General features: G+C 56.8%; 30 protein-coding genes. 4 read left to right on the top strand and 26 right to left on the bottom strand.

The features are described from left to right. Positions 1 to 174 precede the first annotated feature (174 nt). Together ABWL43_RS06010 and ABWL43_RS06005 are read left to right on the top strand one after the other, a co-directional pair. The gene (locus ABWL43_RS06010) at positions 175 to 615 is read left to right on the top strand and encodes a PA3611 family quorum-sensing-regulated virulence factor (protein ID WP_106577233.1); all 441 of its coding nucleotides are present in this window, start codon (positions 175 to 177) and stop codon (positions 613 to 615) included. Positions 616 to 993: 378 nt separating this feature from the next. Next, entirely contained in the window at positions 994 to 2,106 is a 1,113-nt protein-coding gene (locus ABWL43_RS06005) for a TIGR00730 family Rossman fold protein (protein WP_404487157.1), read from the top strand. Positions 2,107 to 2,302: 196 nt separating this feature from the next. On the opposite strand, the gene recX is transcribed toward ABWL43_RS06005, so the two are convergent. The 25 genes from recX to ABWL43_RS05880 all read right to left on the bottom strand — a co-directional run bounded on the left by recX (position 2,303) and on the right by ABWL43_RS05880 (position 18,715). Next, positions 2,303 to 2,770 (bottom strand): recombination regulator RecX, encoded by a 468-nt coding sequence (recX, locus tag ABWL43_RS06000; RefSeq protein ID WP_017137076.1) that lies wholly within the window; start codon positions 2,768 to 2,770, stop codon positions 2,303 to 2,305. A gap of 8 nt (positions 2,771 to 2,778) precedes the next feature. Beyond that, a complete protein-coding gene (gene recA / locus ABWL43_RS05995) occupies positions 2,779 to 3,837 on the bottom strand; it encodes a recombinase RecA (protein ID WP_003189042.1) in 1,059 nt (352 codons plus the stop codon). Between the two features lie 83 nt (positions 3,838 to 3,920). Further along, on the bottom strand, positions 3,921 to 4,421 hold the full coding sequence (locus tag ABWL43_RS05990; protein ID WP_106577235.1) for a CinA family protein: 501 nt from the start codon (positions 4,419 to 4,421) through the stop codon (positions 3,921 to 3,923). Between the two features lie 82 nt (positions 4,422 to 4,503). Next, positions 4,504 to 4,983: a lysis system i-spanin subunit Rz gene (locus ABWL43_RS05985; protein ID WP_404487154.1), complete on the bottom strand. Its 480-nt coding sequence runs from the start codon at positions 4,981 to 4,983 to the stop codon at positions 4,504 to 4,506. Continuing rightward, entirely contained in the window at positions 4,971 to 5,528 is a 558-nt protein-coding gene (locus ABWL43_RS05980; RefSeq protein ID WP_404487152.1) for a glycoside hydrolase family 19 protein, read from the bottom strand. The genes ABWL43_RS05985 and ABWL43_RS05980 overlap by 13 nt, the downstream gene beginning before the upstream one ends. Before the next feature lie 6 nt (positions 5,529 to 5,534). Next, positions 5,535 to 6,542: a phage late control D family protein gene (locus ABWL43_RS05975; RefSeq protein WP_404487150.1), complete on the bottom strand. Its 1,008-nt coding sequence runs from the start codon at positions 6,540 to 6,542 to the stop codon at positions 5,535 to 5,537. Between the two features lie 9 nt (positions 6,543 to 6,551). Continuing rightward, entirely contained in the window at positions 6,552 to 6,764 is a 213-nt protein-coding gene (locus ABWL43_RS05970) for a tail protein X (protein WP_106577239.1), read from the bottom strand. Continuing rightward, on the bottom strand, positions 6,757 to 7,140 hold the full coding sequence (locus ABWL43_RS05965; RefSeq protein ID WP_145161628.1) for a phage tail protein: 384 nt from the start codon (positions 7,138 to 7,140) through the stop codon (positions 6,757 to 6,759). The genes ABWL43_RS05970 and ABWL43_RS05965 overlap by 8 nt, the downstream gene beginning before the upstream one ends. Beyond that, on the bottom strand, positions 7,140 to 9,353 hold the full coding sequence (locus ABWL43_RS05960) for a phage tail tape measure protein (RefSeq protein WP_404487148.1): 2,214 nt from the start codon (positions 9,351 to 9,353) through the stop codon (positions 7,140 to 7,142). Before ABWL43_RS05960 ends, ABWL43_RS05965 begins: the two co-directional genes overlap by 1 nt. 6 nt (positions 9,354 to 9,359) lie before the next feature. Next, positions 9,360 to 9,485 (bottom strand): hypothetical protein, encoded by a 126-nt coding sequence (locus tag ABWL43_RS05955; RefSeq protein WP_017844653.1) that lies wholly within the window; start codon positions 9,483 to 9,485, stop codon positions 9,360 to 9,362. Beyond that, positions 9,482 to 10,054, bottom strand: a complete 573-nt coding sequence (locus ABWL43_RS05950) for a phage tail assembly protein (RefSeq protein WP_145161622.1) — start codon at positions 10,052 to 10,054, stop codon at positions 9,482 to 9,484. The genes ABWL43_RS05955 and ABWL43_RS05950 overlap by 4 nt, the downstream gene beginning before the upstream one ends. Positions 10,055 to 10,236: 182 nt before the next feature. Beyond that, entirely contained in the window at positions 10,237 to 10,743 is a 507-nt protein-coding gene (locus ABWL43_RS05945; RefSeq protein ID WP_106577243.1) for a phage major tail tube protein, read from the bottom strand. Then, positions 10,743 to 11,909, bottom strand: a complete 1,167-nt coding sequence (locus tag ABWL43_RS05940) for a phage tail protein (protein WP_404487145.1) — start codon at positions 11,907 to 11,909, stop codon at positions 10,743 to 10,745. The genes ABWL43_RS05945 and ABWL43_RS05940 overlap by 1 nt, the downstream gene beginning before the upstream one ends. Positions 11,910 to 11,911: 2 nt before the next feature. Continuing rightward, positions 11,912 to 12,085, bottom strand: coding sequence for a hypothetical protein (locus tag ABWL43_RS05935; RefSeq protein WP_177410080.1), 174 nt, complete (start codon positions 12,083 to 12,085; stop codon positions 11,912 to 11,914). A gap of 85 nt (positions 12,086 to 12,170) precedes the next feature. After that, positions 12,171 to 12,491, bottom strand: coding sequence for a tail fiber assembly protein (locus ABWL43_RS05930; RefSeq protein ID WP_404487143.1), 321 nt, complete (start codon positions 12,489 to 12,491; stop codon positions 12,171 to 12,173). A gap of 11 nt (positions 12,492 to 12,502) precedes the next feature. Further along, positions 12,503 to 13,345 carry a hypothetical protein gene (locus ABWL43_RS05925; protein ID WP_106577245.1) on the bottom strand — a complete coding sequence of 281 codons (843 nt, stop codon included), beginning with the start codon at positions 13,343 to 13,345 and terminating at the stop codon, positions 12,503 to 12,505. 51 nt (positions 13,346 to 13,396) lie between these two features. After that, complete coding sequence (locus ABWL43_RS05920) at positions 13,397 to 13,927, bottom strand: hypothetical protein (RefSeq protein ID WP_404487140.1); 531 nt, start codon at positions 13,925 to 13,927, stop codon at positions 13,397 to 13,399. Then, a complete protein-coding gene (locus ABWL43_RS05915) occupies positions 13,924 to 14,562 on the bottom strand; it encodes a phage tail protein I (RefSeq protein WP_404487138.1) in 639 nt (212 codons plus the stop codon). The genes ABWL43_RS05920 and ABWL43_RS05915 overlap by 4 nt, the downstream gene beginning before the upstream one ends. Continuing rightward, positions 14,559 to 15,554 carry a baseplate J/gp47 family protein gene (locus ABWL43_RS05910; RefSeq protein WP_262210491.1) on the bottom strand — a complete coding sequence of 332 codons (996 nt, stop codon included), beginning with the start codon at positions 15,552 to 15,554 and terminating at the stop codon, positions 14,559 to 14,561. Before ABWL43_RS05910 ends, ABWL43_RS05915 begins: the two co-directional genes overlap by 4 nt. Continuing rightward, a complete protein-coding gene (locus ABWL43_RS05905) occupies positions 15,551 to 15,883 on the bottom strand; it encodes a phage baseplate protein (RefSeq protein ID WP_106577249.1) in 333 nt (110 codons plus the stop codon). Before ABWL43_RS05905 ends, ABWL43_RS05910 begins: the two co-directional genes overlap by 4 nt. A 9-nt stretch (positions 15,884 to 15,892) precedes the next feature. After that, positions 15,893 to 16,504, bottom strand: coding sequence for a phage baseplate assembly protein V (locus ABWL43_RS05900; protein ID WP_404487135.1), 612 nt, complete (start codon positions 16,502 to 16,504; stop codon positions 15,893 to 15,895). A 3-nt stretch (positions 16,505 to 16,507) separates the two neighbouring features. Then, a complete protein-coding gene (locus tag ABWL43_RS05895; protein WP_404487133.1) occupies positions 16,508 to 17,023 on the bottom strand; it encodes a hypothetical protein in 516 nt (171 codons plus the stop codon). A 23-nt stretch (positions 17,024 to 17,046) separates the two neighbouring features. Then, positions 17,047 to 17,385, bottom strand: a complete 339-nt coding sequence (locus ABWL43_RS05890) for a phage holin family protein (RefSeq protein ID WP_106577252.1) — start codon at positions 17,383 to 17,385, stop codon at positions 17,047 to 17,049. Positions 17,386 to 17,675: 290 nt separating this feature from the next. Further along, positions 17,676 to 18,002, bottom strand: a complete 327-nt coding sequence (locus tag ABWL43_RS05885; protein WP_404488515.1) for a hypothetical protein — start codon at positions 18,000 to 18,002, stop codon at positions 17,676 to 17,678. Then, positions 17,981 to 18,715, bottom strand: a complete 735-nt coding sequence (locus ABWL43_RS05880) for an XRE family transcriptional regulator (protein WP_094949894.1) — start codon at positions 18,713 to 18,715, stop codon at positions 17,981 to 17,983. The genes ABWL43_RS05885 and ABWL43_RS05880 overlap by 22 nt, the downstream gene beginning before the upstream one ends. 516 nt (positions 18,716 to 19,231) lie before the next feature. On the opposite strand from ABWL43_RS05880, the gene ABWL43_RS05875 reads away from it, so the two are divergent. Then, a complete protein-coding gene (locus ABWL43_RS05875; RefSeq protein ID WP_404487130.1) occupies positions 19,232 to 21,097 on the top strand; it encodes a DUF262 domain-containing protein in 1,866 nt (621 codons plus the stop codon). Between the two features lie 105 nt (positions 21,098 to 21,202). Here the strand turns inward: ABWL43_RS05875 and ABWL43_RS05870 are convergent, their stop codons facing one another. Then, positions 21,203 to 22,093 carry a hypothetical protein gene (locus ABWL43_RS05870; protein ID WP_404487128.1) on the bottom strand — a complete coding sequence of 297 codons (891 nt, stop codon included), beginning with the start codon at positions 22,091 to 22,093 and terminating at the stop codon, positions 21,203 to 21,205. Between the two features lie 1,123 nt (positions 22,094 to 23,216). Between ABWL43_RS05870 and ABWL43_RS05865 the strand changes: the two genes are divergently transcribed. Beyond that, entirely contained in the window at positions 23,217 to 23,492 is a 276-nt protein-coding gene (locus ABWL43_RS05865) for a DUF3077 domain-containing protein (protein WP_404487126.1), read from the top strand. Positions 23,493 to 23,583 lie beyond the last annotated feature (91 nt).

Raw genomic sequence — 23,583 nt, 5'->3', positions numbered from 1 at the left:
ATCGACACTGGGGGAACTCGAGACAGGCTTAAGTGGCGGCAGTTTACCAGAGCCGCCGGCACTTCTGAGCGATACGCCTGGCTGTAGTGGCAGGCGCTCACCTATAATTGCGCGCCACTGAACGCACAGCGCAGTGGCTGGTCTATGCACCAGTAACCGAATCAGGAGATTTTCATGCTGCGTTCCATGCTGCGCCTTGTTGCCCCATCCGTCGCCCTCGCGCTGGTATTGCCCATGGGCGCCCACGCGGCCTCGCTGCTGGAGGCCCAAATGAACAGGAAGCTGCAAAGCGTCGCGGCCGAAAGCAACAAGGACCTGCCCCGGGAAATCGATGAAAAAACCCTGGAAGTGGCCTACACCGTTGAAGGCATGCAGCTGATCGATCACCTCAGCGTGCAGCCTGACCGTGCCGAACAGATGCGCGCCAACCCCAAGGCCGTGTATTTCCAGCTGGGTCAAAGCGTGTGCCTGAACAAGGGTTACCGCGAGTTGATGGCCAAGGGCGCCGTGATGCGCTATGACATCTCCGAGAACAAGACCAACCGCCCGGTGGCGTCGGTCAAGTTTGTCGAAGCCGATTGCCCGGCACCTGCCGCAGCGAAGAAGAAAAAGTAACGATTGCTCGACCATCGCGCGCTGCTGTCCTGTGGCGCGCACTTCCCTCGCTGCCTATGCTTGCCGACGACTAAACTGCTTGATGTACGGCCAATAACCGGTTGCCAGCCAAGGGTTTTTCGGCTCATGATCAAGTCATCCCGACCGCCTGCCCCGCGCATTTTCCACGCCGTTCTGTAACATTTTCAGGGCAAAAGAGGGTTGCCCTCCTGCGACTTGCAGTGCAAAGGTTTCCAAATCACAAGGAACATACAGAGCCCGCTTCGCCGCTCGGTGCATACCGTGCAATGCCCCTGGCGTGCAGCGACACATGCAGTGTCGTGGCCGCGGACGAATACCTCGCCGAGGGCCCAGGTTCTGTGAAGAAGGAGAAGTTGAATGCCTTACGAATCGAATGACCGTCTGCTCCGTCATTTTGAAGAACACGGGACCGACCTCACTCAGCAGGTCGACGCGCAACTCCAGCTGGTCGCGCCCAGCAGCCCGAACATTCCCCTTTATCGCGACATGATCCTCACCGTTCTGCGCATGGCCCAGGACGATCGCAACCGTTGGAACGCCAAAATCACCTTGCAGGCGATCCGCGAGCTGGACAATGCCTTCCGCGTGCTCGAACAGTTCAAGGACCGCCGCAAGGTGACCGTGTTCGGCTCGGCGCGCACACCGGTTGAAAGCCCGTTGTATGCCCTGGCCCGGGAAGTCGGCGCCCAGCTGGCGCAATCGGACCTGATGGTGATCACCGGCGGTGGCGGCGGCATCATGGCGGCAGCCCACGAAGGCGCCGGCCTGGAACACAGCCTGGGGTTCAACATTACCCTGCCGTTTGAGCAGCACGCCAACCCGACCATCGACGGCACCGAGAACCTGCTGTCCTTCCACTTCTTCTTTACCCGCAAGCTGTTTTTCGTCAAGGAAGCCGATGCGCTGGTGTTGTGCCCGGGCGGGTTCGGCACCCTGGATGAAGCGCTTGAAGTGCTCACCCTGATCCAGACCGGCAAAAGCCCACTGGTGCCAGTGGTACTGCTGGATGCTCCGGGCGGCGGCTTTTGGCAAGGCGCTTTGGACTTTATCCGCAGCCAGCTGGAAGCCAATCGCTATATCCTGCCCACCGACCTCAAGCTGGTCCGACTGGTACACAGTGCTGAAGAAGCCGTGGACGAAATCAACCAGTTCTATGCCAACTTTCACTCCACGCGCTGGTTGAAGCGTGAGTTTGTGGTGCGCATGAACCATACGCTCAGTGAACGGGCGCTGGCTCATTTGCAAAGCGAGTTTGCCAGCCTGCGGCTGAGTGGTGAATTCCAGCAGCTTGCCTATACCGGCGAGGAACACGATGAGCCGAGGTTCAGCCATTTGACGCGCTTGGTGTTCAACTTCAATGGCCGCGATCAAGGCCGACTGCGAGAGTTGGTGGATTACATCAATCTGCCGGAAAATTGGGCACAGGCTCAGGGGAAAGCGCAGCAGCGAGTAACGCCCGAGCCAGCATGATTTTTTGAAGGCAAAAAAAAGGCCCACTATTTTCATAGTGGGCCTTTTTAATTTACCGAGTTCGATCAGATGCATCAGATTCGATGTGGGAGCTGGCTTGCCTGCGACGGCATCATCGCGATCCTACTGGGAAACCGAAGTGTCCACATCGCAGTCAAGCCAGCGCCCGGATTCTAAATTTCAGCAGCTAGAAAACTCAGTCTTCCATGTCTCGGCCGCTTAACAGGCGGCTGATCATGTCCATCGAAAACCCGCGATAACTCAGGAAACGACCTTGCTTAGCACGCTCCCTGGCATCAATCGGAAGATGGCCGGCAAACTTGCGGCGCCAGGTATCTTCCAACTGCGACTGCCAACTGATACCGCACTCACGCAGGGCGAGGTCGATATCAGCGCGTTGCAGACCGCGCTGGCTCAGCTCTTCACGAATTCGCGCCGGGCCATAGCCGGAGCGCGCGCGGTAGGAGACAAAGCTTTCCAGGTAACGCGCTTCCGACAGAAGCCCTTCTTCCGTTAAGCGGTCGAGGGCAGTTTCGATCATCTCGGGCTCTGCACCGCGCTGACGCAGTTTACGCGTCAGCTCGACTCGACCATGCTCGCGTCGAGCGAGCAGGTCCATCGCAGTGCGCCGAACGGCGACGAGTGTATCCAGTACAACAGTCATCGTTTGCTTCAGATGTCAGTGTCAGCTTCTTCGACTTCTTCAACCGGCTCACGATTGGCAGCAGCTTTCACGTCTGGCGCTGCGGTCAGCAGCTTGTCGCGAATCTGCTTCTCGAGCGTGGCGGCGATATCCGGGTTGTCTGCCAGGAACTTGGCCGAGTTGGCCTTGCCCTGACCGATCTTGCTGCCGTTGTAGGCATACCAGGCGCCGGATTTCTCGACGAAACCGTGCAACACGCCCAGGTCGATCATCTCGCCGTTCAGGTAGATACCCTTGCCGTAGAGAATCTGGAACTCAGCCTGACGGAAAGGCGGAGCCACTTTGTTCTTCACGACTTTAACGCGGGTTTCGCTGCCGACAACCTCGTCACCTTCCTTCACCGCGCCGGTACGGCGGATATCCAGACGGACCGAAGCGTAGAACTTCAGCGCGTTACCACCAGTGGTGGTTTCCGGGCTGCCGAACATCACGCCGATCTTCATACGGATCTGGTTGATGAAGATCACCAGGCAGTTGGCGTTCTTGATGTTACCGGTGATTTTACGCAGCGCCTGGGACATCAGGCGGGCTTGCAGGCCCACGTGCATGTCGCCCATTTCGCCTTCGATTTCAGCTTTCGGTACCAGGGCTGCCACGGAATCGACCACGATCACGTCGATGGCGTTGGAGCGCACCAGCATGTCGGTGATTTCCAGGGCTTGCTCACCGGTGTCCGGCTGGGAAACGAGCAGGTCGTCTACGTTGACGCCCAGTTTGCCGGCGTATTCAGGATCCAGGGCGTGCTCGGCGTCGACGAACGCGCAGGTGGCGCCCATTTTTTGCGCCTGGGCAATCACCGACAGAGTCAGAGTGGTTTTACCGGAAGATTCAGGACCGTAGATTTCGACGATACGGCCTTTTGGCAGGCCGCCAATGCCGAGCGCGATGTCCAGACCCAGAGAGCCAGTGGAAATAGCCGGGATCGCCTGACGATCGTGATCGCCCATACGCATTACGGCACCCTTGCCGAATTGACGTTCGATCTGACCCAGGGCCGCAGCCAAGGCTTTCTTCTTGTTGTCGTCCATTAAAGTCCTCACGTAATCAATAAGGCCTGACGGCCAACACCTGTATAAGTAGACAGTATTGTTCCACAAAGATCGAAGATCGCCTACCCCTGTTTTTCTATTTCTAGTGCAGCTCGTCGCAACAAGCCCTCAAGCGCGGCTTTTACCGTTTGTCGGCGGACCTCGTCGCGGTTGCCGGGGAAGTGCGCAAGCTCGGCCGTCACCTCTTCGCCAACCCCAAACGCCAGCCAGACGGTGCCGACCGGTTTGTCCGGCGAACCACCATCCGGCCCTGCCACACCACTGACCGCCACGGCAAAGCGCGACAGGCTTTTTTCCTGTGCGCCGCGGACCATCGCCTCCACCACTTCCTGGCTGACAGCGCCGACTTTGCCGAACAGTTTCTCCGGTACGCCCAACTGCCGGGTCTTCTGCCGGTTGGAATAGGTGACATATCCCGCCTCAAACCAGGCCGAACTACCTGGAATCCGCGTGATGGCTTCGGCAATACCGCCGCCGGTGCACGACTCGGCGGTAGTGACGTGGGCGTTGAGCACCTGCAAACGGCGACCCAGTTCAGCGGCCAGTTGAGTGATTTCCTTCACGGTCGACTCCAGAAGTAGGCGGGGGATTTGCCTACCCTACAGGAGCAAATCGCACGCGCAAGCGACAGACTGGATCAAGATGCTAACGCCCGACGGCGCGCACGTACGCTTGGCAGGCACGTAAGGCGATCAGGGCGTTATCGCCGTCATCGGTGATGGCGATAATTCGTTGAGCATGCGCCGGGTCAAGTCGGGCTCGCGGGGCTGCATGAACCACGCCGCCGGAGGTGGTGGCGGCTGGCATTGGGCAGCCGAGGGTACGGTCGGCGGCGTCGAGAAGGACTGACAACCGCACATCAGCAGTGGCCAGGCGGTCGCGCAGAGCAGCTTGATTACGCTGGGCATCAATCAATTCCTGGGCATGTTGTCGGTCGCTGGCACTGAGTTGCTGCTCCAGCGCCAGCCGTTTTTTCTGCTCTGCCTGCTGTCGAAGCGAGGCCGCCTGAGCGTTTAGATCCGCCTGCTGCTCAAGCTGTGAACCATATCGCCACGCCTGCACCTGCCAAACCGCAACCACCAGCAAGCACACGCCGATCAGCCGTAACCCGCCTAAGAAGCGCACAACACCGCCTTCGCCCGGGCCCACAATTGCAGACGGTGCTCCAGCCCGTTCAACCCACCGTTGATGCGTCGGGTGATGGTGGTGAACTGGTCCTTGTCGGCCAGCTCATTCAAACCGTTGCTTTGCCAGAACCACGCCGCCGATTCACACGCCCACTGCGGCTGCTCCAGCAACTCGGGCTGGCGCAGCAGGCGATCGTCGCCAAACAGCGCCTGGCTGCACGCCAGGTAATTGCGCCGCCCCGTAATCTGGATCAGTCCCCTGCCCCGATACTTCTGGCCATCGCCGTCCGCTTCGGGGGTGTTGCCCAGGCGTGCGGCCAAGATGCCGGTGTCGTATTTGCTGAGGTATTGGTCGCTGCCCAGTTCGCGCACGTAGCGCAGCTCGCCGGATTCGTGACCGATTTGAGCCAGGAACGCAGCGATGCGCTTGGTTTGGCCGATCCCGAACCTGGACATTGCAGTGTTCAATGCGGACAAAAAAAGGCCCGCAACAGGGCGGGCTCCGGGCAGGATTTGAACCAGTTGAGAAAGCGTTATAGCCATGGGTCCTCACTCGGCCGCGGATAAACCGTTGGCCATGATCGTGCATCGATAACTCTCGCTGCGCTTGCCACTGGAGGTCACCGTCTTGATCGACCAACGGCCGCGCATAAAGTCGGGCCACGACTCGTCCAGCAGCAACAGGCCTTCAGCGCCGAACAAGGGGTTTCCGGGGCAGATCACATTGACCTGCATCCCTTCGCGCCCCACTCGGCGCATCTCGCCCTCGGCAGCGGTTCTGGCTTCAGCCTCGTTCTGGTAACGCTGCGTCACCACCTTGAACGGCGCGATGCCCACCTGCACCACCCGTTGTTTACCGGCTGCCGCGTCCCACCAGGACGTTTGTGCGCCCAGGTAAGTAGCGCGGCTGGTTTGGGTAAAGCTGGCGGTGATAAACGCGCGATCACCCGGACGATTGTCGCGGGTGATCGACAACGGCACGACCGGCAAGACCTTGCCCGACAGCGATTTTGTCTGCCCTTTGCGGCCCAGCACATACAGCTCGTCGACAGGCTTGGCCACGGCATCGAAGCGATTGGCCAGACGCGTGAGAAACGCCATGTCACTTTCATTGGTCTGGTCGATGTGCGGGATATGCTCGCCTTCCAGATCAGGCGCCACGCGCGGTGAAAAACCGTAGCGCGTGGTCAATTGGCGAAACAGCGCACCCAGGCTGATCGGCCCGTGACTGGCGGTGCGTCGCTTCTTGAATTCGGGCTCATCAAAGGGCGCCGCCGTCGCCACCAGCACCAGACGCAGCGGGAACAGTGACGGTGTGCGCTGGGTGATCTTGAAGCGGCCCTTGTCCACCAGGCCCGACTCCCGATACCCGATGCGCAGGCCGATACGCCCGCCCAGGCTGGGCAGCCCTTCAAGGCCCTCGATGTCGAGTGTCAGCTTGACCTGGTCGGACGTGAACCCGGCCATGTCGGTATGCTCCCACTCCAATAGCCGCTCATTGAGGAGCGCGGCATTGGCACCGTAAATCTCCACCACGGGTGTAAATCCAAGTGTCATGGTTGCTCCTTAATCCCAGGCCGTAACCGGCTGCCTGGCCACGGGCTGGGTATCCAGCTCAGGCACAATCACATTGACGCCTGCCGGCAATACCGCGCCCTGTTCGGCCAACTGCGGGTTCAAGCGCCACAGCACCTCTTCGGCGGCATCATCACAGCGACCGAGCTCGCGATAGAGCAACAGGTTGACCGAGTCACCGGCAATACTTCGAACCTTACGCATTGACGAACTCCTCCAGTACCAACACCCAATTGACCACCATGGCCGTGCCGTCATCGATCACACAGGACTGTTTTTCGTCCACCGATTTGATGGTCCACAGCCCCCAGTTCAGGCCTACGCCATCGACCAGCGGCAACGGCACACGCTGGGCTTGCAGCGCACGCAATTCGTCCATCCGCGCCATGCCCAGCGCGCGTGCAGCCTTGCCGCCGAATGACAGCGTTTCGAGCGCCTGGCCAACTTGGGTGGATTTGGGCTTGCCGGAAACGATATCTAGGCTGCCCCAACCCCCACTGCTCAAACGGTCCAGGGTGTCGTAGGCGAACCCACGGGACAGCCCGAAAATAAACGGGCCCAACGCCATTTGTTGTCGCATCACACCACTCCTGTATCGGTCAGGGCCGAGTCACGTCGCGTCGCCAGCAGGCTGTCCATCGACAGCGGCGAGAATTGCGCTTCGATCTGTTGCACCACGATCGCGGCCAGTTGTTGTGGGTTGGCCTGCTCGGGTGCGTTGATGGTGATTTGCGGTGCGAAGTTGACTTGGCGGTTGTCGGCTTGAGCGCTACTGAGGTTTTTGCTGGTCTGGCCAGGTGATGGCAGACGGTCATCGGAGCCCATCAGTTTTTCACTCAGCCAGGCGCCGATATCACTGCCGGCAAACGTACCCAGCGCGCCGCCGACCACTTTGCCGATGGCACCGCCAGCGACACCGCCCATGACCCCGCCCAGCACTGTGCCAGCCCCCGGCACCACCGAGCCGATCGCCGCCCCGGCGAGCGTGCCGAGCGCGCGGCCAACGGCCATGCCCGCAAATTCGCCAGCAACGCCACCGGCAACACCGCCGCCGACTGACCCTACCGTGGTGCCGACGGCTTTACCCAGGTTCCCCGACATCGCGCCCTGGACAAGGTCAATGCCAGCACCCGCCAGCACCACGCCAAGGGAGCCACTTCGCGCGACCTTACTGGCTCTCGCAGTTCGTGAAGGCTTGTCTGCGGAGCGATCACCGCGCGGCGTTTCGTTGCCTTTGGGTGTGTTCTGGCTGGCTGGCGCGCTCACCTTGCCTGGTGTGGTATCGCCGCCTCCGAGAATCTTGCCGGCGACCTTCTCGAACACCTTGTCCTTCACCGCATCGAACACACCAGAAAACACCGGCCCCAGCGCCGCGCCAGCCAGCGTTACAGCAGCCGTGGTCTTGGGCAGCGCCTCGGCCAACCAGCCCACGCCCGTCACCAGCCCGGTCATCGCGCTTAGCGAGGTGTCCACGATCGGCGCCAGCGCGGCATCCTTGGCGGTATCCAGACGCGTGGTGCTGGCCTCGAAGGCTTGACGACGTGCCTGTGTGGAATCTGCGCGAACCGCTGCCGAACGCAGGACCGAGCCTTGTTCGCCAAGTGCCGACGTCGCGTACACCGACTTGTCGGCCACCAGCGTAAACGCCTGCTTTACCGTATCGATGGCGGGCACCAGGCTCAGAATCGACTGGTTGCCATCGAACAATTGAGTGGCCAACGCCGCTTGTTTCTCAGCCGGTTGCGCCTTGAGCGCTTCAAGCACCGTGAGCAGGGTCTGGGGCGCATCCTGCTGCATCCCGCCAGCGAGCAACGTGGGATCAAGTTTGAGCGCCGCCCACGCATTGCGCTGGCTTTCAGAAGCGCCGTCGCCTTTGGCCAGGGTGCTGCTGATTTTCTCCAGCCCGACACCGGCTGCACTCTTGCTGTTGCCGGCACTGAGCAATGCCGCCGAAAGCGCCGCTGCCTGCTCGGGGCTCATGCCCGCGGCGGTGGCCGTCCCCCCTGCGCGCTGCACAATAGCGCCGATATCCGCCGCTTCTGCCTTGAGCGAAACGTGGGTGCCCAACACATTGGTCGCGTCAGCCAGGTCCCGGGTTTGCTCGCGGTCGATTTTCATCGACTCGCGCCAGCCGCCCATCATGTCGCCGGCATTTTTGACGTCGACCTTGAAGGCCGTCGCCATGATGGCTGCGTCGCGGGCAAACTGGGTCAGGTCGTCCTGACGAGCCGCGCGGTCGATATTGCCCGAGGCATCCTTGCGGTCGCTGCCGATGCCGGACCGGGCGGCCACATACTCGACCTGTGCCAGGTCCACAGCGCTTGCACCGCTCGCCGCTACCATCGGTTCCGACGCCATGGCCAAGTTGGTTTCGCGCAGTTGTTTGCGCTGGCGGCCGACAAACATCAACAACTGATCCAGGTCAGTCATCGCGGCATCCAGTGCCTGCGAGGGTTTGCGCGCCTCAGCGGGGGCTGCAGCTTTTGCTGCTCCCGCGCCTTCGCCAGCTTCAACTTGCCGGGCGTCCATCATCTTGAGCAGTGAGGCGTTGAACAGCTCGAGGGTATTCACCAGCCGATCCTGCCCCGCCGCCAGGAGATTGATCTCAAGGCTGGCAGTCGCCAGGGCCAACCCCAGGCTCGCGGCCTCTACCGGCATCGCGCCCGAGGGCCCGGCGAGTGTTGACGCAATGGGTTTGATACTGGCCTGCGCCACTGCGGTGTCACGTGAGCCCAGCGTCAGCTCGCCTTCCGTGGCGATGGCTGACGGGCTTGCATGGTTATTGCCTGCCATACCGCTCTACTCCTGTTTGACGCCAAGGCGAGTGATCGCGATGTCGTAGCGGCGCAATGCTTTTCCGGCGTCCCAGTCGAGGATCTCCGCCTCATTGACCGAGTAAATCAGTGGCACCACATCGAGGATCACTTCGATGTCGCGCTCCGAAAGAAGTCCGCCGGTTTGTTTAAAAAATCGTCGATGCGCTCCTGCAGTTCCGTCCAGTCAGGAACGGTCAGACCGGCCAAGTCAGGGATCATCAGGCCGGTGCAATGAGCGGTAATGAATTCGGCGCGTTCTTTGTTGGTGGCGAGTTTCTTCATGGCCTTGGTAGCGCGCAGGGCAGGCATTTCCAGGCTCAGTGCGGTCAGGCTGCGGCCGGCGGCGTCGAGGGGCAGCAGCAGGTGCACCTGTTCATGCTGCGACGGTTCATCGCGTTCGCCGAGGAAGAACGACGCTGGGCGCGTCGACATTTCGTGCACGTACTGAGCAATGCTCACGTAGTCCGGGCGCTTGAGCTGATCGAGTTCTTTTTCCGACAGGCCGGTGGCGAGTTTCGCCAGTTCAAAAAACTGGTCGTCCTCGTCATCACCGGCCCGGGCCAGCGCAGCTTTTTGCGCGGCGTAGAACAGCGGCTTGAGTTGAATCTGCTGGATCGTCGCGCCAGTGTCGGCGGTGATCGGAGACAGCAGAATGTGCAGCGGTGGCATCCAGGCCATGGGGCAATTCCTTGTTTAAGCGTTGTTGAAAGCAGCGCAAATCTAAAGCTGAGCGCGGTCGATGTGGGAGCTGGCTTGCCTGCGATGGCATCAGCTCGGTACACCAGGCACACCCAGTCGCCTGCATCGCGGGCAAGCCCGGCTCCCACATTGACTGTGCTCACTTCAGGTCACGGTAGCCCTTAAGGCATCAGCACAGCGCGGCGGGCATCGCCGAGAATGTCGACACCGTTGAGCATGAACTTCTGGGTACGCACGTCGATGTCGATCACCGGAATGCCGTTTTCCAGACGGTTGTAGGTACGGCACGACAACTCCAGGGTGGTAGTGGCCTTGTCGCCCATCTTCAGCTTCGCCTCCTCCAGGGATTTAAGTTTGCCGCCGACGGTGTGGTAGGTGAAATAGGTCTTGCCATCCTGGTCCTGACCGGCTTCACGCACGTTCAGCAGAATATCGTCGCCCTGACGCACGCCCAGGGCCAGCATGATTTCCGGACCGGCACCTTGCAGAACCAACTTGGCATTGAGCACCTTGCCGCTCTTGGCCATTTCTTCGGCGATGAAGCGCCCGCCGGACATGGATTCCATGTCGAATTCGATCTTCGGCGGGGTGAACTCTTCTACCGTCGCGGACAACGGCAGGCCTTGAAGGGTGGCCGCAATGGCCTGTCTTACACGGTTGGTAAACATTAGAGAACGTCCTCCAGGAACTGCTCGATGATTTCATCGCGGGCATTGAGTTGGTAAATCATGTGTTCATTCGGCGCATAGCGGCCGTAGTCGATGACGATGAACCAGGTGCCGTTCTTGTACTTCTCGACACTGTTGAGCTCCGGGTGCAGGTACACGCTGCCGCCGGGGATGGTTTCGTCGGCGACCAGGGTTTGCAGCCAGTCGTTGATGCGCTTGACCTCCTGGTCCATGAACGACTTGGTGAGGTTCTTGGCCATGGCTTTCTGGCCGGCCTTGACCAGCTTGCGGCTGATCGCATCTTCCAGGCCGACGTAGCTGATGAACTTGCCGGTGATAGAGCGGTTACCCAGCAGCGAAAAACCGCCAAGGATGGTGCGCGCGTAGTAGCTCACGCCGTAGCGGTTGAGCAGGTCGCCTTCGGTGGAGGTGTCGAGGATGTTGTACTCGACCACGCGGGAAACGTCCTCGGCGAACGTCACCTGGTTGCCTGGGCTTTCCCACTGCTTGACCTTGGCCAGTGCAGCGATGGCCAGCGACGATGGCGACAGGAACACGTTCTTTTTCGCCGCCTTGGAGTACACCGACGGCATGTTGTGCACCAGCAGGCAACGGTCGAAACCGAGGTCGGCCCCGCCCAGCTCGCCGCTGTAGGTCACTTGGTCAGCAACCGAAGCATCCTTGCCATCCAGCACCACACGGGCCTTGATGCGCTTGCCGAAGGCGGCGAACTCACCGGCCACGGCTTTGGTGCCGGTGAAGCCCGGAGCGCCGATGATAGTCAGGTCTTCGGGGACGCTGCTCAGGGCAGCCAGGCCCAGTTTGCGGCCAGTGGTCGGCTCGTTGCCGCCGATCACATTGTTGAGGGTGTCGGCCGGGGTTGCGCCCTCCTCCACGATCACCACGTAGACCGGCACCTTCACCACTTTGAGGATCTGGTAGACGGCCTGGAACAGCGTGCCCGACTCGGCGCCGGTCGGATCCAGCAGCGCCTGGGTGGTGAAGCTGTTGATGCGAAACGGCGCGTTTTTCGGGATCGACGCGTGGGCGTTCGGCGCAGTGCCGACCAGGCCGATAACGTTATCGCCAAGGCCACCCGTGGCCTCGGGGGATTCGGTGGCATTCACGGTGATGCCGTTGTGCTCGAAGTTAAGAACCTCAGCCATGGTTAGTCAGCCTTCTTGGGGGTGGAGTTGAGGACGCTGGTCAGTTCCAGGCGGCCGGCGGTGCGCAGGGCGGATGCTTCGACGTCGAGCAGTTCCAGTTCTTCGCCGGCGGTGGACCAGTGGCCACCTCCGATGGGGAATGGGATGAGGACGGTGTAGGTTTGGCGGTTAGCCATGTGTAAATTTCTCCAGATGCAAAAAGCCCCTTAAGCGGGGGATTCATTGGGCGAAAAAAAACCGCTTTCGCGGTCATGTCAGTCCCTAGATTGGCGCTACAGGCCAGTTGATTAAGGCCGGAAAACCTTCCTGCTTATCGATACGGTTCAATTCAATTCGATACAGCTTCCAGGCTTGCAGCCGTGCCACCTCGTCATCGGTTGCCTTCCCCAGGTCTTGTGCATCCAACAGGGGGGCGATACGTATCGCCGCGACTTGCAACAGTTCGTCTCGACGTTGCATGGCTTCGTTACTCACCAGTTGTGCCATAACCTCAGCTGCATCTTCAGCCGACAAACCAATTCCTTCCAAACTCTCTGCATCTGGATTGACGTATATCGAGCCCTTGTAATTCACTGTTCTCATTTAAACGCTCCTTATGCGGAAATAGTTGTATATGCCTGGCGGGCCGTGTAAGAACCTGGCGACAAGGTAAGCAAGCTATCAAGTGTCGCACCGGAGCCGAAACCGACAATAGACACGGTACTGATATCAACCATTTTCGGCACACCGACATTGATGATTGTCGTCTGGGCGCCGCCTTTACTAATGGTCGTCTGCGCGAGGCTTAGCTGAATAAAACCGTAGTACGTAGTGAACAATGGAACGTCCTGAACCACGACCTCACACTTATGAAAACACAACTTAAAGCTCACACTTTCGCCGGCCCCCCCATCGCGAGAAAACAAGCCGCCGTAATCAGGGCCCCATTGCGAAACGCCATTCGCCAAGCCGGTTTCTATTCGGCAGTCGGTGAACTTAATCGACATTTCCGTGATAGCGGAAAAACCACCACATATGTAGACATTCGAATCAGGAAATCGCATCAGCGCGCCACGAACGATTGGTTTAGACGCTTCTGTCCCATACGGGATGAATAGAAGCGACATATTGTCAACATTGGTTCCACCCAAGCCCCGACCTACCTCATAGACCTTTCCACGCCGTAGGAAAATAGTGGCTGAGCCGCACAACATGACCCTGCCAACCGCAGCAGCAATGGTTTTAAGTGGCTTATCCGAAGTGAGACCGCTATTGGTGTCCAGGCCACTGGAGGAGTCGACATACAGAACCTTGTTAACTTCTGCTCGAACAGCCGCTGGAACCTGCTCAGTTGCCGCAACTACTTTCTGGTCGATTAAGGATATCTTTTTACTTACCGTATCCGTTAGTGCATTGCATGCCGACACCAGGCCGGCGATTACCGTTTCCAAACTCATCTTTTACACTCCTTGTAAAACGTCGTTTTTTCCAGTACCCAAAGGCGAGGACTATTTAAGTTCTACGCTCATGACCCGAAACAACACCCCCATATGCCGCGCCATGTTATCAATACTCGCTGCGGCGAGCTGCGCGAACTCCCCAGCCATCAAGACATTAAGATTTTCATTACCTACTACAACCGTCACACTGTCCGTCGGCAATGGCGAAATATCTAACGTAAATCGTTGAAGCACTCGAGTCGCAGACGCTTTATAAGTCAGCAACTTTCCCGCCACCGAGTAAATCGCCAGCAAGGTCCCACTGGCGAGATAAAAACCAAACTCGCCAATCTCATACTCGGCCTCGCCATCAAACAGCGCGGCCATCCTGAGTTGCCGGTCGCCCAAGTCCTCATAATCCACAATGGCGACACGCTGGCGTTCATCACGCAAGGCCACTTCCGTGCCGTCTGGGTTGTAGCGGCCGGTACCGGCGCCGATGTGGGTAATTTCGCCTTTCAAACCCTGGTTCTTTGCCTGCAGCACTTCATCCAAACCTTTGGAGGTGAAGCGCACCAGGCGCGTAATGTCATCTGTCATGGCTGCGCCCTGAGGTCGTAGTCGTTAATGGTGTAGTGCTGGGCCACCCCGGCACTGTTAAGTCGCGCAACCAACGCCAACTCCGGCAGCGCCCCGTTCAGACACAACTCGCCGTCGCTTAAAGGGGCGTCGAGGAGTTGAGTGAACGCAAGCCGACCCTCGGTTTCATGCACGATGGTGATGGTCGCCTGATCCCGCTCGCTCTTCGCCGCATTGATACGGCGAATCAAGCGGTTGTGGTCACCACTGGACCAACTGCGCCCGATGATCGCTTGCACATCGAAGGTGTAAGGCAGGCTCAACGGCTGCTGCTGATACCACGCGCTGATATTGGAGGTGAACCCCAGCGACTCCACCGCATGACTCAACGCCTTGGGTGTACCCGCCTGGCGTTGGATCTGCCAGGACAACGCCACGGTGAGACGCTTTTCAGCTTCGCTGGCGTCAGCATCCCATTCGCTCACCCCGCGGTCGGCAGCAAGGTAAGGAAGAAATTCGGCAGGCGTTTGCAGTGGGTTCATCAACGCCGGAAACGGTGGCAAAACCCGGTCGAGCAACTGTCCGAAGCCCAGGTCCAGGGCTTTTTCCAGGGGTGAGCTGTTGGCAGGTAACAAACTCGTTTTGGGCTCACTCATAGCGTGCGCACCTCCACCTCAACCGCCGTGCAATACGGTGCCTGGAATGCGGTACCGATGATCGGCTGCAACGGTTCGAGGATTTGCAGTTGCGCAGCGCCGGCGCTGTGAATCGCGTAGTCAATCCAGCTCGGGTCCACCCGCCCTTCCAGGCGATGACAGGACTCTGCATAGTCTTGCAGCAGCTTTTGAGCGGCGACTTGTGTAAGCCCCGAATCCGGGCCGGCGTTGATCTTGGCGACCACGCGGATTTTGTAGGGAAGGATTTGCGCACTTTGCACGCTCACTAGGTCCGTCTCCGGCCGCACATCCGGCCGTGCGAAATGGCGACGAACGCCGTCAAGCAAATCGGCAGACGGCGTGCCGTCGCCCTCACGGGAAAGCACGGTGACCATGACTTCGCCGGGCGCTGTTCGACGCCCGTTGCCATCTTTGACCTGGGCCGCATAGCCGTCCGGGTCAAAGGTGTAGCTGACCGTCACCACGCCCGGCGTTGCGCTTTGCACCTTCACCGACGGCCGTTCGCCTAGAGTGAAAACCTCACGCCGATACTGCATTCGCGAACCCGCGGCCGGGGCATGTGGCGCCAGGTAGTAACGAAGGCGAGCGTCGTCATCGCTCTCCAATGTTGGCGGCACGGGCGGAAACGCCGCCGGGTCGCCGGGATCGAGTACCTGGCGTTCCAGGCCCATATCGGCCAGGCGCGCATCCAAATTGCTGCCGGTGGCCCACCATGCCAGCATCTGTTTGATGCGCGCATTGTATTTGCGCTCGTGGGTTTGCAGCCGCACACAAAACGCTTCCAGCGCCAGGGTCAGCAGCTCGCTTTCATTGTCGAGGCTGGCCTTGAGTTTGGCCGCACTTTGCGGCGCTCGGGTGGCGACGTAATCGACAACAAACGCCTTGAATTCGGCCAGCAACGGTTCGAACTCATCCACCGCGATGATGGCCGGTTCCGCCAGTTGGTTCTGGCCGGGGATCAGCATGCTCATGTCACGACCTCAAAGGATTGTTGGCGGTTTTTCCAGGTGCCGGCAAAGCGCAGCAGCAGGCCCGCGCCTTGGCGGGTTGCGACGATGACCTGGGGTTGGAAGTCGCCGATGCCGTTCTGCGCGTTATAGAACGCTTGGGCGGCGTGGCTTTGAGCGAGGATCAGCAGGTCGTCGCCGAGGTTCTGGCCGAGCAGTTGCGGGATCTGCGAGCCGTACAGCGGGCGTTTTTGGCGAGTGCCCACGGGGGTGGTCAGCGCTCGGGTGGCGCGCTGCACGAATTGCAGCCAGTCATCGACGGCTGCCCCGGTGTTCCTGTCGATTCCGATCATGCGGTGTCCTTATCGGGGGCTGATGACGCGTCCTTGGTGGTCCACCACGGGGCCGCTGAAGTGTGCGCCGCCAGCATCGAGCAACAGGCGGGTGCCGCCGATTTGCAGAGTGATGCCCTGGGCGCTCATGGTCAGGCTGGCGGCGCCGACCTTGATGTCGACCTGTTCGCGGGAGCCGCTAAATGTGGTGGGGCCGTTGACCCAGTTGAACGTGTGGCTGGCGTCGTCGTAGTCGCTTTGTGTGCCGTCCTGATGGCGGCGCCGGGTCAAGCTGGCAACGCTGGAGACCGGCGGAAACTGACTACTGTTCAGGCCGAACAAGGCTACAGACTGGCCGCCACCTTCGCCGCCGCCGTAGTTGAGCAATAGGCATTGTTCGCCCACGGACGGAATGCGCGTTTCAGTCTGTGCACCGGCGCTGGGGTTGAAAAAGCGGATGGCCGGCGTGAGCAACTCACCGTGGCTGACCTTGCAGGTATTGCTGGCGGCGTCGACCTCCTGGCACACGCCAATGCGGCAGAAGCTTTCGGCACGTCGGTAAAGGTCTTCAAGCTGGGTTTCCATTTCCACCAGGCGCTCGACGATCGGCCCCAGTTGCATGCGTAACAGCGCGTCGAACATGGGCTACTCCGCCAGTGGTTTGTATTGATCGGGGTCGTTGATGTTCGAGACTTCCCAGGTGCGGGCGAACAGCGGTTGGCCGGTGGGATCGGTGAGTAATACAGGTCCCAAGTAAAGGGTTTGGGTGAAGGAAACGGTCCAGGTGTCGTAGTCCGTTTCCGCCGTGGTGCGCACAGACGGCGCGGCGACGATATTCATCGGCAAATCACACTGTGCTTGCGGCAGCCTCCAGCGGTTATCCAGCACCAGGTCCATAAGTTGGCTGGCCAGGTCGCAGGCATCAAATGGCAATGCCCCGGGCGCAACCATGGCCTTGAGCGAAAGGGTCAACGCGTGAGCCTTACGCCCTTCGCGAGAGCGAATGCCGGGGCCATTGCCCTCGACCGTAATCAGTACGCCGGTTTTGTCCCCGGCGCCGTTAAAGTCTTGGTGATTGCCGACCTTCAAGTCCGGGAAGGCCGCTTTTAGCGCTTCGCCAATGGCGAGGGGCAGTTGAGAGGGCTTTTCGATGAGCGTCATTTTAAGTAGCGTCCTTGCAACAGTTACTGCGGGTCCTGACGGGAGTTTTCGTTGATCCCGATGCGCTTGGCCGCCCACCGCTCATACAGGCCGATGGCTACATCGGCACCGGCCATGGCAGTCAGGCAACCAATGGCGCCGGCCGTCCAGATCGACATGCCGGCGGCGTAGCACAGCATCAGCGCTGAAACGCCGCACACCATGCAGGCCCCGGAGCGCAGGGCCAGACGGCGGATCAGCGACCAACCCCGTGCGCCCTCTTTGTCGGCGCGCCACATTTCGCCGGATACCCCGCCGATCACTGCCAATACGATGACCAGCCAGATAGGCATTTCCGCTAACGCTTGCTGTTCATTTGTCATGTCACGCCTCCTGGCTGAGCAATAGATAGTCCGTTTTTCATTTACAAATGCTTCGATAGGTAGGCATTCCAAAAAGCCCGGTCGCCCGGGCTTTTCAGTAATGCGGTCCAGATTCGGTCTTTCGGCGCTACTGGCGCGGTACGGACCTTTCCTAAGATGTTTTTCCGACCACGATCCCTGTCTGCCGGATAACTGCTTCTGGTGCTTTACGCTGCACACCCGGGCCAGTTGCCAACCCTCTGAACCGTTATTAGGCCGGTTCATCGCTGCCTGTTTTTGAAGCGTTGAAACTAAAGAGCGTCGGCATCCTTGCCGGTGTTGCCTGGCATCCCTGCCATCGCTTCGATGGCGTCCTTGCCGATGTTGCGTGCCTTCCTTGTCTTCCTTGGCAGCATCCTTGCCGCCTCCACCACCTTGTTGGCTGGCTTGAGACGAAGAATATGCATGTATGCATATACAGTCAATGCACAAATGCATTTATTTTTACGTGCGAAATGCACGGGTGCATTTTCAGCCTTGCAGGTGAAGGGTTTGCCGGTTTTTTGCAGGCGAAAAAAAGCCCGCGCACTGGCGGGCTTTGTCTTACGTAAGGAGGTTAACGGGCGTACATGCCCCACCAGAATACATGGCCGAGGATGCTGATCTGCTCATCCTGGATATCCTGGAAACTGTAGTCCTCATCCGGGTGCTCATCGCGATTGAAACTGCGCAGACGAATCCCGGAAGGCAGGCGGTAGAGCTGTTTCACCCGCAACTGGCCATTATGGTTGATGGCATACAAGTCGCCATCGACGATGTCGCCAATGCCACTCTTGCCTGCGTTCACCCCGACCGTGGCGCCGTCGCGCAGCACCGGCAACATACTGTTGCCGCGCACCGTCACACACTTGGCCTGATCGAATTGCACACCGTTATGCCGCAGGCTGCGCTTGCCGAAACGCAAGCTGGCCTTCTCGCTTTCCTCGATGACGAATCTTCCTGATCCAGCAGCCAATTCAACCTCACGCAGAAAGGGGATCGACACCTCGTCATCATTAACGGGCGTGTCGTCGTCCCACAGGCTTATGTCCTTGAGTTCCGAATGCATCGGGTCACGCCCGTCATCCCGCAAAGCCCCCACCGCCGCGCGCCCGCGCAGGTGGTCGGTGCTGACACGGAAGTACTCGGCAATGCGCGAGATGTGCTTGTCCGACGGATCAACGATCTTGCCGCTGAGGATCCGCGAGAGTGTGGATTGAGGCACGCCAGTACGCCGGTGAAGCTCCGTGGGGGAGATCCGGTCGCGGTCTAGGAGTTCTCTTAAGACGGTTGAAACGTTGCGTTTTTGCATAAGGGGGATAGTGCCGGGTGTTTTGGGGGTTGGCAAATGCTAATTTGCATAATTTATGCATTTATCTCGAAACTGTACTTATCTGTGTGTGACTTATCAAAGCGCGCCCTAACTCCCCTCATTTTCAACGTATCCGCTAACCCTCGTCCCTAGCTTACGAGAGCAGGTGGGGGCGTTTTATATTGGCTAGTGGTTACCAGCCACCTCCTGCACCTATCAGTTCACCAGATACCACGAAAGCTGATTCTTGATTTGTGCCGTTTTTGCCCCAACACATGGTGTCAATCCGGACGCGTTGATCATGAGTAGCTACAGGACCTCTTCAGTCGGCTTAAGCTAGCCCTGCGAAGCCCCCCCCTGCTCCTTCCAGACTGTTCTCCTCAATAAGTTACGGCGCATTTACCTTGAAGTTACGTCTTAGGTACCTAGCTATAGCGATTCATTTAACCCCATGATAGCCTGATGTCAATGAGCCACTGCACATAACCTACAGAAAAAATCAAGGAATGAAGTTACATGGCATACGTCAACCCGTCGACACAAAACATTAAGACATGCTTCCAAAGTCACTACTCACTTCCATATTTCCAAAGAGAGTACAAATGGGAAACCCGCCATTTCTCGGAACTATTCAACGACATTCAAAATACGTTCCTTCAACACTTCGACTCGGCACATGGCCGAAAAGAGGTATCTAACTACCTACCATACTTTCTCGGATCAATAATTACCTCACAAGATACTAATGGCAAAAAACCTCTAATCGACGGCCAGCAAAGACTTACTTCAACATTTCTAATGCTGGCATACTTAGAGAGATACAAGTGTGACAACGACATACAGAGTGCGGCGGATATACGCGGCCTTTTAGGCAATATGAGTTACGGAACAATGGATTACTCCATTGAGTTTTCAGCCAGTCGAAAAAAAGTGTTTGAGCTATACCTTGACAAAGAAGTTCAAGTAAGCGAGGCACTCGTCAACGCAGAAAATACTCCAAACCTCGACGACGGTGACAGAAAAATAATCGAGGCCTTGCGCTCAACGGATGACCTTCTCGATGACGTAGCAAGAAAACATATAGCGTATTTCATAGACTACGTACTCGAAAGAGTTCTTTTAATTGATATCGCAGTTGAAAGTGAATCGGAAGCTCACCGTGTCTTTGTGACGATGAACGATAGAGGTTTGCGACTCGGCCCTATTGATCTTCTTAAGGGGCTTATTCTGTCAAAGATCACTAACACTCAAACGAGTCACGCATGCCATAAAGCTTGGGTAGATTCAATCAGAAAACTTAAAGATATTGATCCCGAGGAAGACTCATTATTTTTTAGGAACTTCTTCCGCGCAAAATGGGCAGAGAGCATTCGTGGTAAAACGAAAGGAGATGCTGCAGGCGACTTCGATATTATTGGCGACGCCTACCATCGCTGGTTTGAAGATAACACCTCTCGACTCAAACTCTCTACAGCTGATGACTACAGTGCATTTGCTTTAAATACGATCCCCCGCTTCGTCGAAATTTACACTTTCATCAGAGACTGCGAAGGCCAGTTTACTGTGGGCTTCGAGCACCTGTTCTACAATGCAGCCCGCCGTTTAAACTCGCAAGCCATGATCATAATGGCGGCTATCGATGAAAAAGACACAACTACTACCTGGAAGAACAAAATATCGCTTACAGCAAAATATATTGACCTCATACTTACTTCCAGAACAATCGACGGCAAAACCAACAACTACGACAACCTAAAAGATATTGCATTCACTTTAACCAAAGATCTTCGCAACAGAAACTATAACGACCTACTCAACTACATTCAAAACGAGTGGGACAAATACTTTCAAAGCATAAGCAGGCTAGACAATCTCACGTACACTAAAAACGAACGCTCCGACATTCTCTTCATACTTTCTCGCATTGCCTCCCACCTAGAACTTAGTATAAAACTAACAAACACGGTCGGATTCCAAACTTACTGGCAGCGCGATCGAAACATGAAAACTTTCGATATCGAACATATCTTGAAAGCTGCATATGACCTTACCGTGCTGCCTACTGAACATGGCTTCGCGGACGCGAAAGACTACGCCGAACAACGAAATAAAATAGGAGCATTGGCATTGCTTCCCAGATCTAGAAATCGTTCCCTCCAAGACAAATCATACGATCAAAAGCTGGCACAGTACGCAACTGAAAACATACTAACCCAGTCATTGGGTGCAAGCTTTTACGCAAACAACCCAAATGTAACAAATTACTTGATAGCCAATCCAAAAATTACATTCTCAGCTCTTCCTGAATTCGGGAAAGATGAAATAGAAAAGAGATCATCCGCGTACAAGGCGGTTGCCGAACAAGAGTGGAAAAAACCATGATTCTGTAGCTTAGCGATAAGCTATACAGGACACTGTTAGAAAAAACGGGACAGATTTATTAGCTAAAAAAATAGATCTGTCTCCTTTTTTATATTTAAGCTTGTTTCAAATGTGATATGTAGTTTGGAGGAGCGGGCGAAGTTCCCGCCCTATAGATTCCCCTATAAGTCTAGCGGCAGAAAAAATCGCAGTGACAGCCGTGCCACTTGAACTTGACTGCAGGTTATGTGCAAAGTCGTTCCTTGCTTGTTTGGCATCCTCTACCTGCGACAATAAATGACCGGTAAGAATATTCGCATCTACCAGCCCTTTAATATTCTTATCCATTCTCCACCTACTCGATGGACCTACGCGTTTTAAATGCAACTCAGTGATTATTTTTTCTGCAGCGGCCCAGCCAATAAGCAGTGAGGAGGAAAAGTCATGGTTGGAATAATTATAGCTGGACGCGTAAATCAGAGAACAAATATCCATACATGAACCTCCAAATTCTTCAGCGATTGAATTGAAAGTCTCCATGAAATTCTTCACGACATCGGCATGGAGAGCATGCACGGGGGATTCGGAGATAGGCAATGAACCTTGCACTCTATGGATACACATTTTGCCGTTAATTACGATGCCAGACGCATAGTTGTCCGGCGCGCATGGCCGTGGAACCGTGAAGGATTTATTACTTTCAATTGCTGCTTCCGACAGGAGGACCAGCATTGCCGAATTCATATATCTAAATCGCAAGTACGATATATTTCTCCTGCCTTCTCTCTGCTGCACCTCAAGTTCAGAGACCTCGCCAGTACCTTTAAAAACTTCGCTTATCTGCCCCCCCGCGTATGTTGGTGACTTGTCAAATTCGAAAATTATGCAACCAGCGTCTGTAACCGTGATCGGTACACTGTCGGGACCTATCAAGGTAGACATTTTCAGGCCGGCGGTGCTAAATAAATTCTCCACGAAAAGAACGTACGGACCTAAGGAGGGGACGGCAGGAATCATAAATATATCCTCGTAAATCTGCGTTTCAGTGATTTTTAGTGGAGAGCCCGTCGGTCGACACTTCCATATCAACTCAAGTCGATAACCCCACCCCATAGAACGACAACCGAAGATCAAAAGAACGTACGACAAAAAAGAACGCTGATTTATTTTCTAGATAATAATCAATTAGATCTTTCGAATTCCAGGTACCCTTTCCTCCGGACATCATACTTTTTTTGGGGCAGAGACGCTGTCACCATCTGCAGGTCGCGCACTCGCCGTGGAGTCGCTAAACTCAGCATCAAAGTGGTTCAGAAAAATTTCAATCAAGTGGCCATGATAGTAACCGTTAGCCCTTGAGGATACGTTCTTTCCTTCAGGGCGAGTCACCCTGAATAATAGCATCCACCTCACGGGGGCTTCACCTCGGCACGAAAGAAAGCTTCCTTGGCGTACTGCTTCTCCTTGTGAGTGAATGCTCCGCTTGCATTTATCTCCCAAGTTTCGATCGAGCCCTCTTGTTCCGTTTAAGTGATTTTTTTGAACGCTTCAAGCAATCCCTTAGGACTCTTAGTATAAAAGTCAACAGACTTCTAATCGTCCATATATTGCATTGATGGCAGAATGGCAATAGCAAAGCCATATCAGTTACACCACTCTACTAAAATTTAATTGTCAAAAGCAGATCACTGCGGCTTCCTCGAGTTCCTCAAGAGTAAGAACGCGCATTTATTTTCCGTGGCAAAAATTTCCGCTCTCGCGTGTAAACAGCAACGAAGGGGCAATCCATCCCCCAGTTGCACCCACCCCACCATCACGCTAACCTCCCCTGTCGCTGCAAATTCAGCGACCGGGTGTGAGAACCCGAGCAAATCAAGGCGCAAAGCGCCCAAGAACCCTATCGCGGCGTTTTTTTTCGTCTGCGGTATCGTTTTATGGCGGCTGTGCGTGGGAGACCCTCGGGTCTACCGGTTGCCTTGATTGCCGGTTTCTCACCCTGCGCACAGCTGCCACCCAAACCTGTGAGAAGGTTCGTGGCAGTTCCTCAAATCAAGGAACTTTCACTTATGTGCTTCTACGTTTACCGCACCAAACGGCGTCATCCTTCCCGGTTCATTTCCTCCGTGCTCGGAGGTGTTTTATGAACGCTGCGCAAGATCTAACCACCCTCGGCGTCACCCCCTTCTCCTTCCACTCCGACCAACCTCTATTCCGCGTCAACAGCGGTGTTTCCCTGCACGAAGCCTTGCATCACGCCTCCGACCTCCTCCACGTTGCCAAGCAGCTCGCAGAAGATGCGGCGATGACCAAGGAGACGGATCGTTACGCCTGGGCGTCGCATTACTTGCAGGAGATGGCGAAAGCGGTGGTGGATGATGTGGTGAAGGTGTTGGATTCGCCCGGTAACATTCAGTAAATCGGGCAACCGTAAAAAAGGGCGGCGCTTATATAAAGGCGCCGCCCTTTTTTGTGTTTTACCTGGCCGTTTGCGACCTGCGAAGGGCCGA

The sequence above is a fragment of the Pseudomonas sp. HT11 genome (genome assembly GCF_044875395.1).
Lineage (GTDB): Bacteria > Pseudomonadota > Gammaproteobacteria > Pseudomonadales > Pseudomonadaceae > Aquipseudomonas.
This window is presented reverse-complemented; position numbering and strand designations above follow the sequence as displayed.

What these genes read in the sequence shown, in the direction of transcription:
- ABWL43_RS06010 (WP_106577233.1), top strand. Translation starts at nt 175, where the DNA reads ATGCTGCGTTCCATGCTGCGCCTTGTTGCCCCATCCGTCGCCCTCGCG.
- ABWL43_RS06005 (WP_404487157.1), top strand. Translation starts at nt 994, where the DNA reads ATGCCTTACGAATCGAATGACCGTCTGCTCCGTCATTTTGAAGAACAC.
- recX (WP_017137076.1), bottom strand. Translation starts at nt 2,770, where the DNA reads ATGACTGTTGTACTGGATACACTCGTCGCCGTTCGGCGCACTGCGATG.
- recA (WP_003189042.1), bottom strand. Translation starts at nt 3,837, where the DNA reads ATGGACGACAACAAGAAGAAAGCCTTGGCTGCGGCCCTGGGTCAGATC.
- ABWL43_RS05980 (WP_404487152.1), bottom strand. Translation starts at nt 5,528, where the DNA reads ATGGCTATAACGCTTTCTCAACTGGTTCAAATCCTGCCCGGAGCCCGC.
- ABWL43_RS05975 (WP_404487150.1), bottom strand. Translation starts at nt 6,542, where the DNA reads ATGACACTTGGATTTACACCCGTGGTGGAGATTTACGGTGCCAATGCC.
- ABWL43_RS05970 (WP_106577239.1), bottom strand. Translation starts at nt 6,764, where the DNA reads ATGCGTAAGGTTCGAAGTATTGCCGGTGACTCGGTCAACCTGTTGCTC.
- ABWL43_RS05965 (WP_145161628.1), bottom strand. Translation starts at nt 7,140, where the DNA reads ATGCGACAACAAATGGCGTTGGGCCCGTTTATTTTCGGGCTGTCCCGT.
- ABWL43_RS05960 (WP_404487148.1), bottom strand. Translation starts at nt 9,353, where the DNA reads ATGGCAGGCAATAACCATGCAAGCCCGTCAGCCATCGCCACGGAAGGC.
- ABWL43_RS05950 (WP_145161622.1), bottom strand. Translation starts at nt 10,054, where the DNA reads ATGGCCTGGATGCCACCGCTGCACATTCTGCTGTCTCCGATCACCGCC.
- ABWL43_RS05945 (WP_106577243.1), bottom strand. Translation starts at nt 10,743, where the DNA reads ATGTTTACCAACCGTGTAAGACAGGCCATTGCGGCCACCCTTCAAGGC.
- ABWL43_RS05940 (WP_404487145.1), bottom strand. Translation starts at nt 11,909, where the DNA reads ATGGCTGAGGTTCTTAACTTCGAGCACAACGGCATCACCGTGAATGCC.
- ABWL43_RS05935 (WP_177410080.1), bottom strand. Translation starts at nt 12,085, where the DNA reads ATGGCTAACCGCCAAACCTACACCGTCCTCATCCCATTCCCCATCGGA.
- ABWL43_RS05930 (WP_404487143.1), bottom strand. Translation starts at nt 12,491, where the DNA reads ATGAGAACAGTGAATTACAAGGGCTCGATATACGTCAATCCAGATGCA.
- ABWL43_RS05925 (WP_106577245.1), bottom strand. Translation starts at nt 13,345, where the DNA reads ATGAGTTTGGAAACGGTAATCGCCGGCCTGGTGTCGGCATGCAATGCA.
- ABWL43_RS05920 (WP_404487140.1), bottom strand. Translation starts at nt 13,927, where the DNA reads ATGACAGATGACATTACGCGCCTGGTGCGCTTCACCTCCAAAGGTTTG.
- ABWL43_RS05915 (WP_404487138.1), bottom strand. Translation starts at nt 14,562, where the DNA reads ATGAGTGAGCCCAAAACGAGTTTGTTACCTGCCAACAGCTCACCCCTG.
- ABWL43_RS05910 (WP_262210491.1), bottom strand. Translation starts at nt 15,554, where the DNA reads ATGAGCATGCTGATCCCCGGCCAGAACCAACTGGCGGAACCGGCCATC.
- ABWL43_RS05905 (WP_106577249.1), bottom strand. Translation starts at nt 15,883, where the DNA reads ATGATCGGAATCGACAGGAACACCGGGGCAGCCGTCGATGACTGGCTG.
- ABWL43_RS05900 (WP_404487135.1), bottom strand. Translation starts at nt 16,504, where the DNA reads ATGTTCGACGCGCTGTTACGCATGCAACTGGGGCCGATCGTCGAGCGC.
- ABWL43_RS05895 (WP_404487133.1), bottom strand. Translation starts at nt 17,023, where the DNA reads ATGACGCTCATCGAAAAGCCCTCTCAACTGCCCCTCGCCATTGGCGAA.
- ABWL43_RS05890 (WP_106577252.1), bottom strand. Translation starts at nt 17,385, where the DNA reads ATGACAAATGAACAGCAAGCGTTAGCGGAAATGCCTATCTGGCTGGTC.
- ABWL43_RS05880 (WP_094949894.1), bottom strand. Translation starts at nt 18,715, where the DNA reads ATGCAAAAACGCAACGTTTCAACCGTCTTAAGAGAACTCCTAGACCGC.
- ABWL43_RS05875 (WP_404487130.1), top strand. Translation starts at nt 19,232, where the DNA reads ATGGCATACGTCAACCCGTCGACACAAAACATTAAGACATGCTTCCAA.
- ABWL43_RS05870 (WP_404487128.1), bottom strand. Translation starts at nt 22,093, where the DNA reads ATGATTCCTGCCGTCCCCTCCTTAGGTCCGTACGTTCTTTTCGTGGAG.
- ABWL43_RS05865 (WP_404487126.1), top strand. Translation starts at nt 23,217, where the DNA reads ATGAACGCTGCGCAAGATCTAACCACCCTCGGCGTCACCCCCTTCTCC.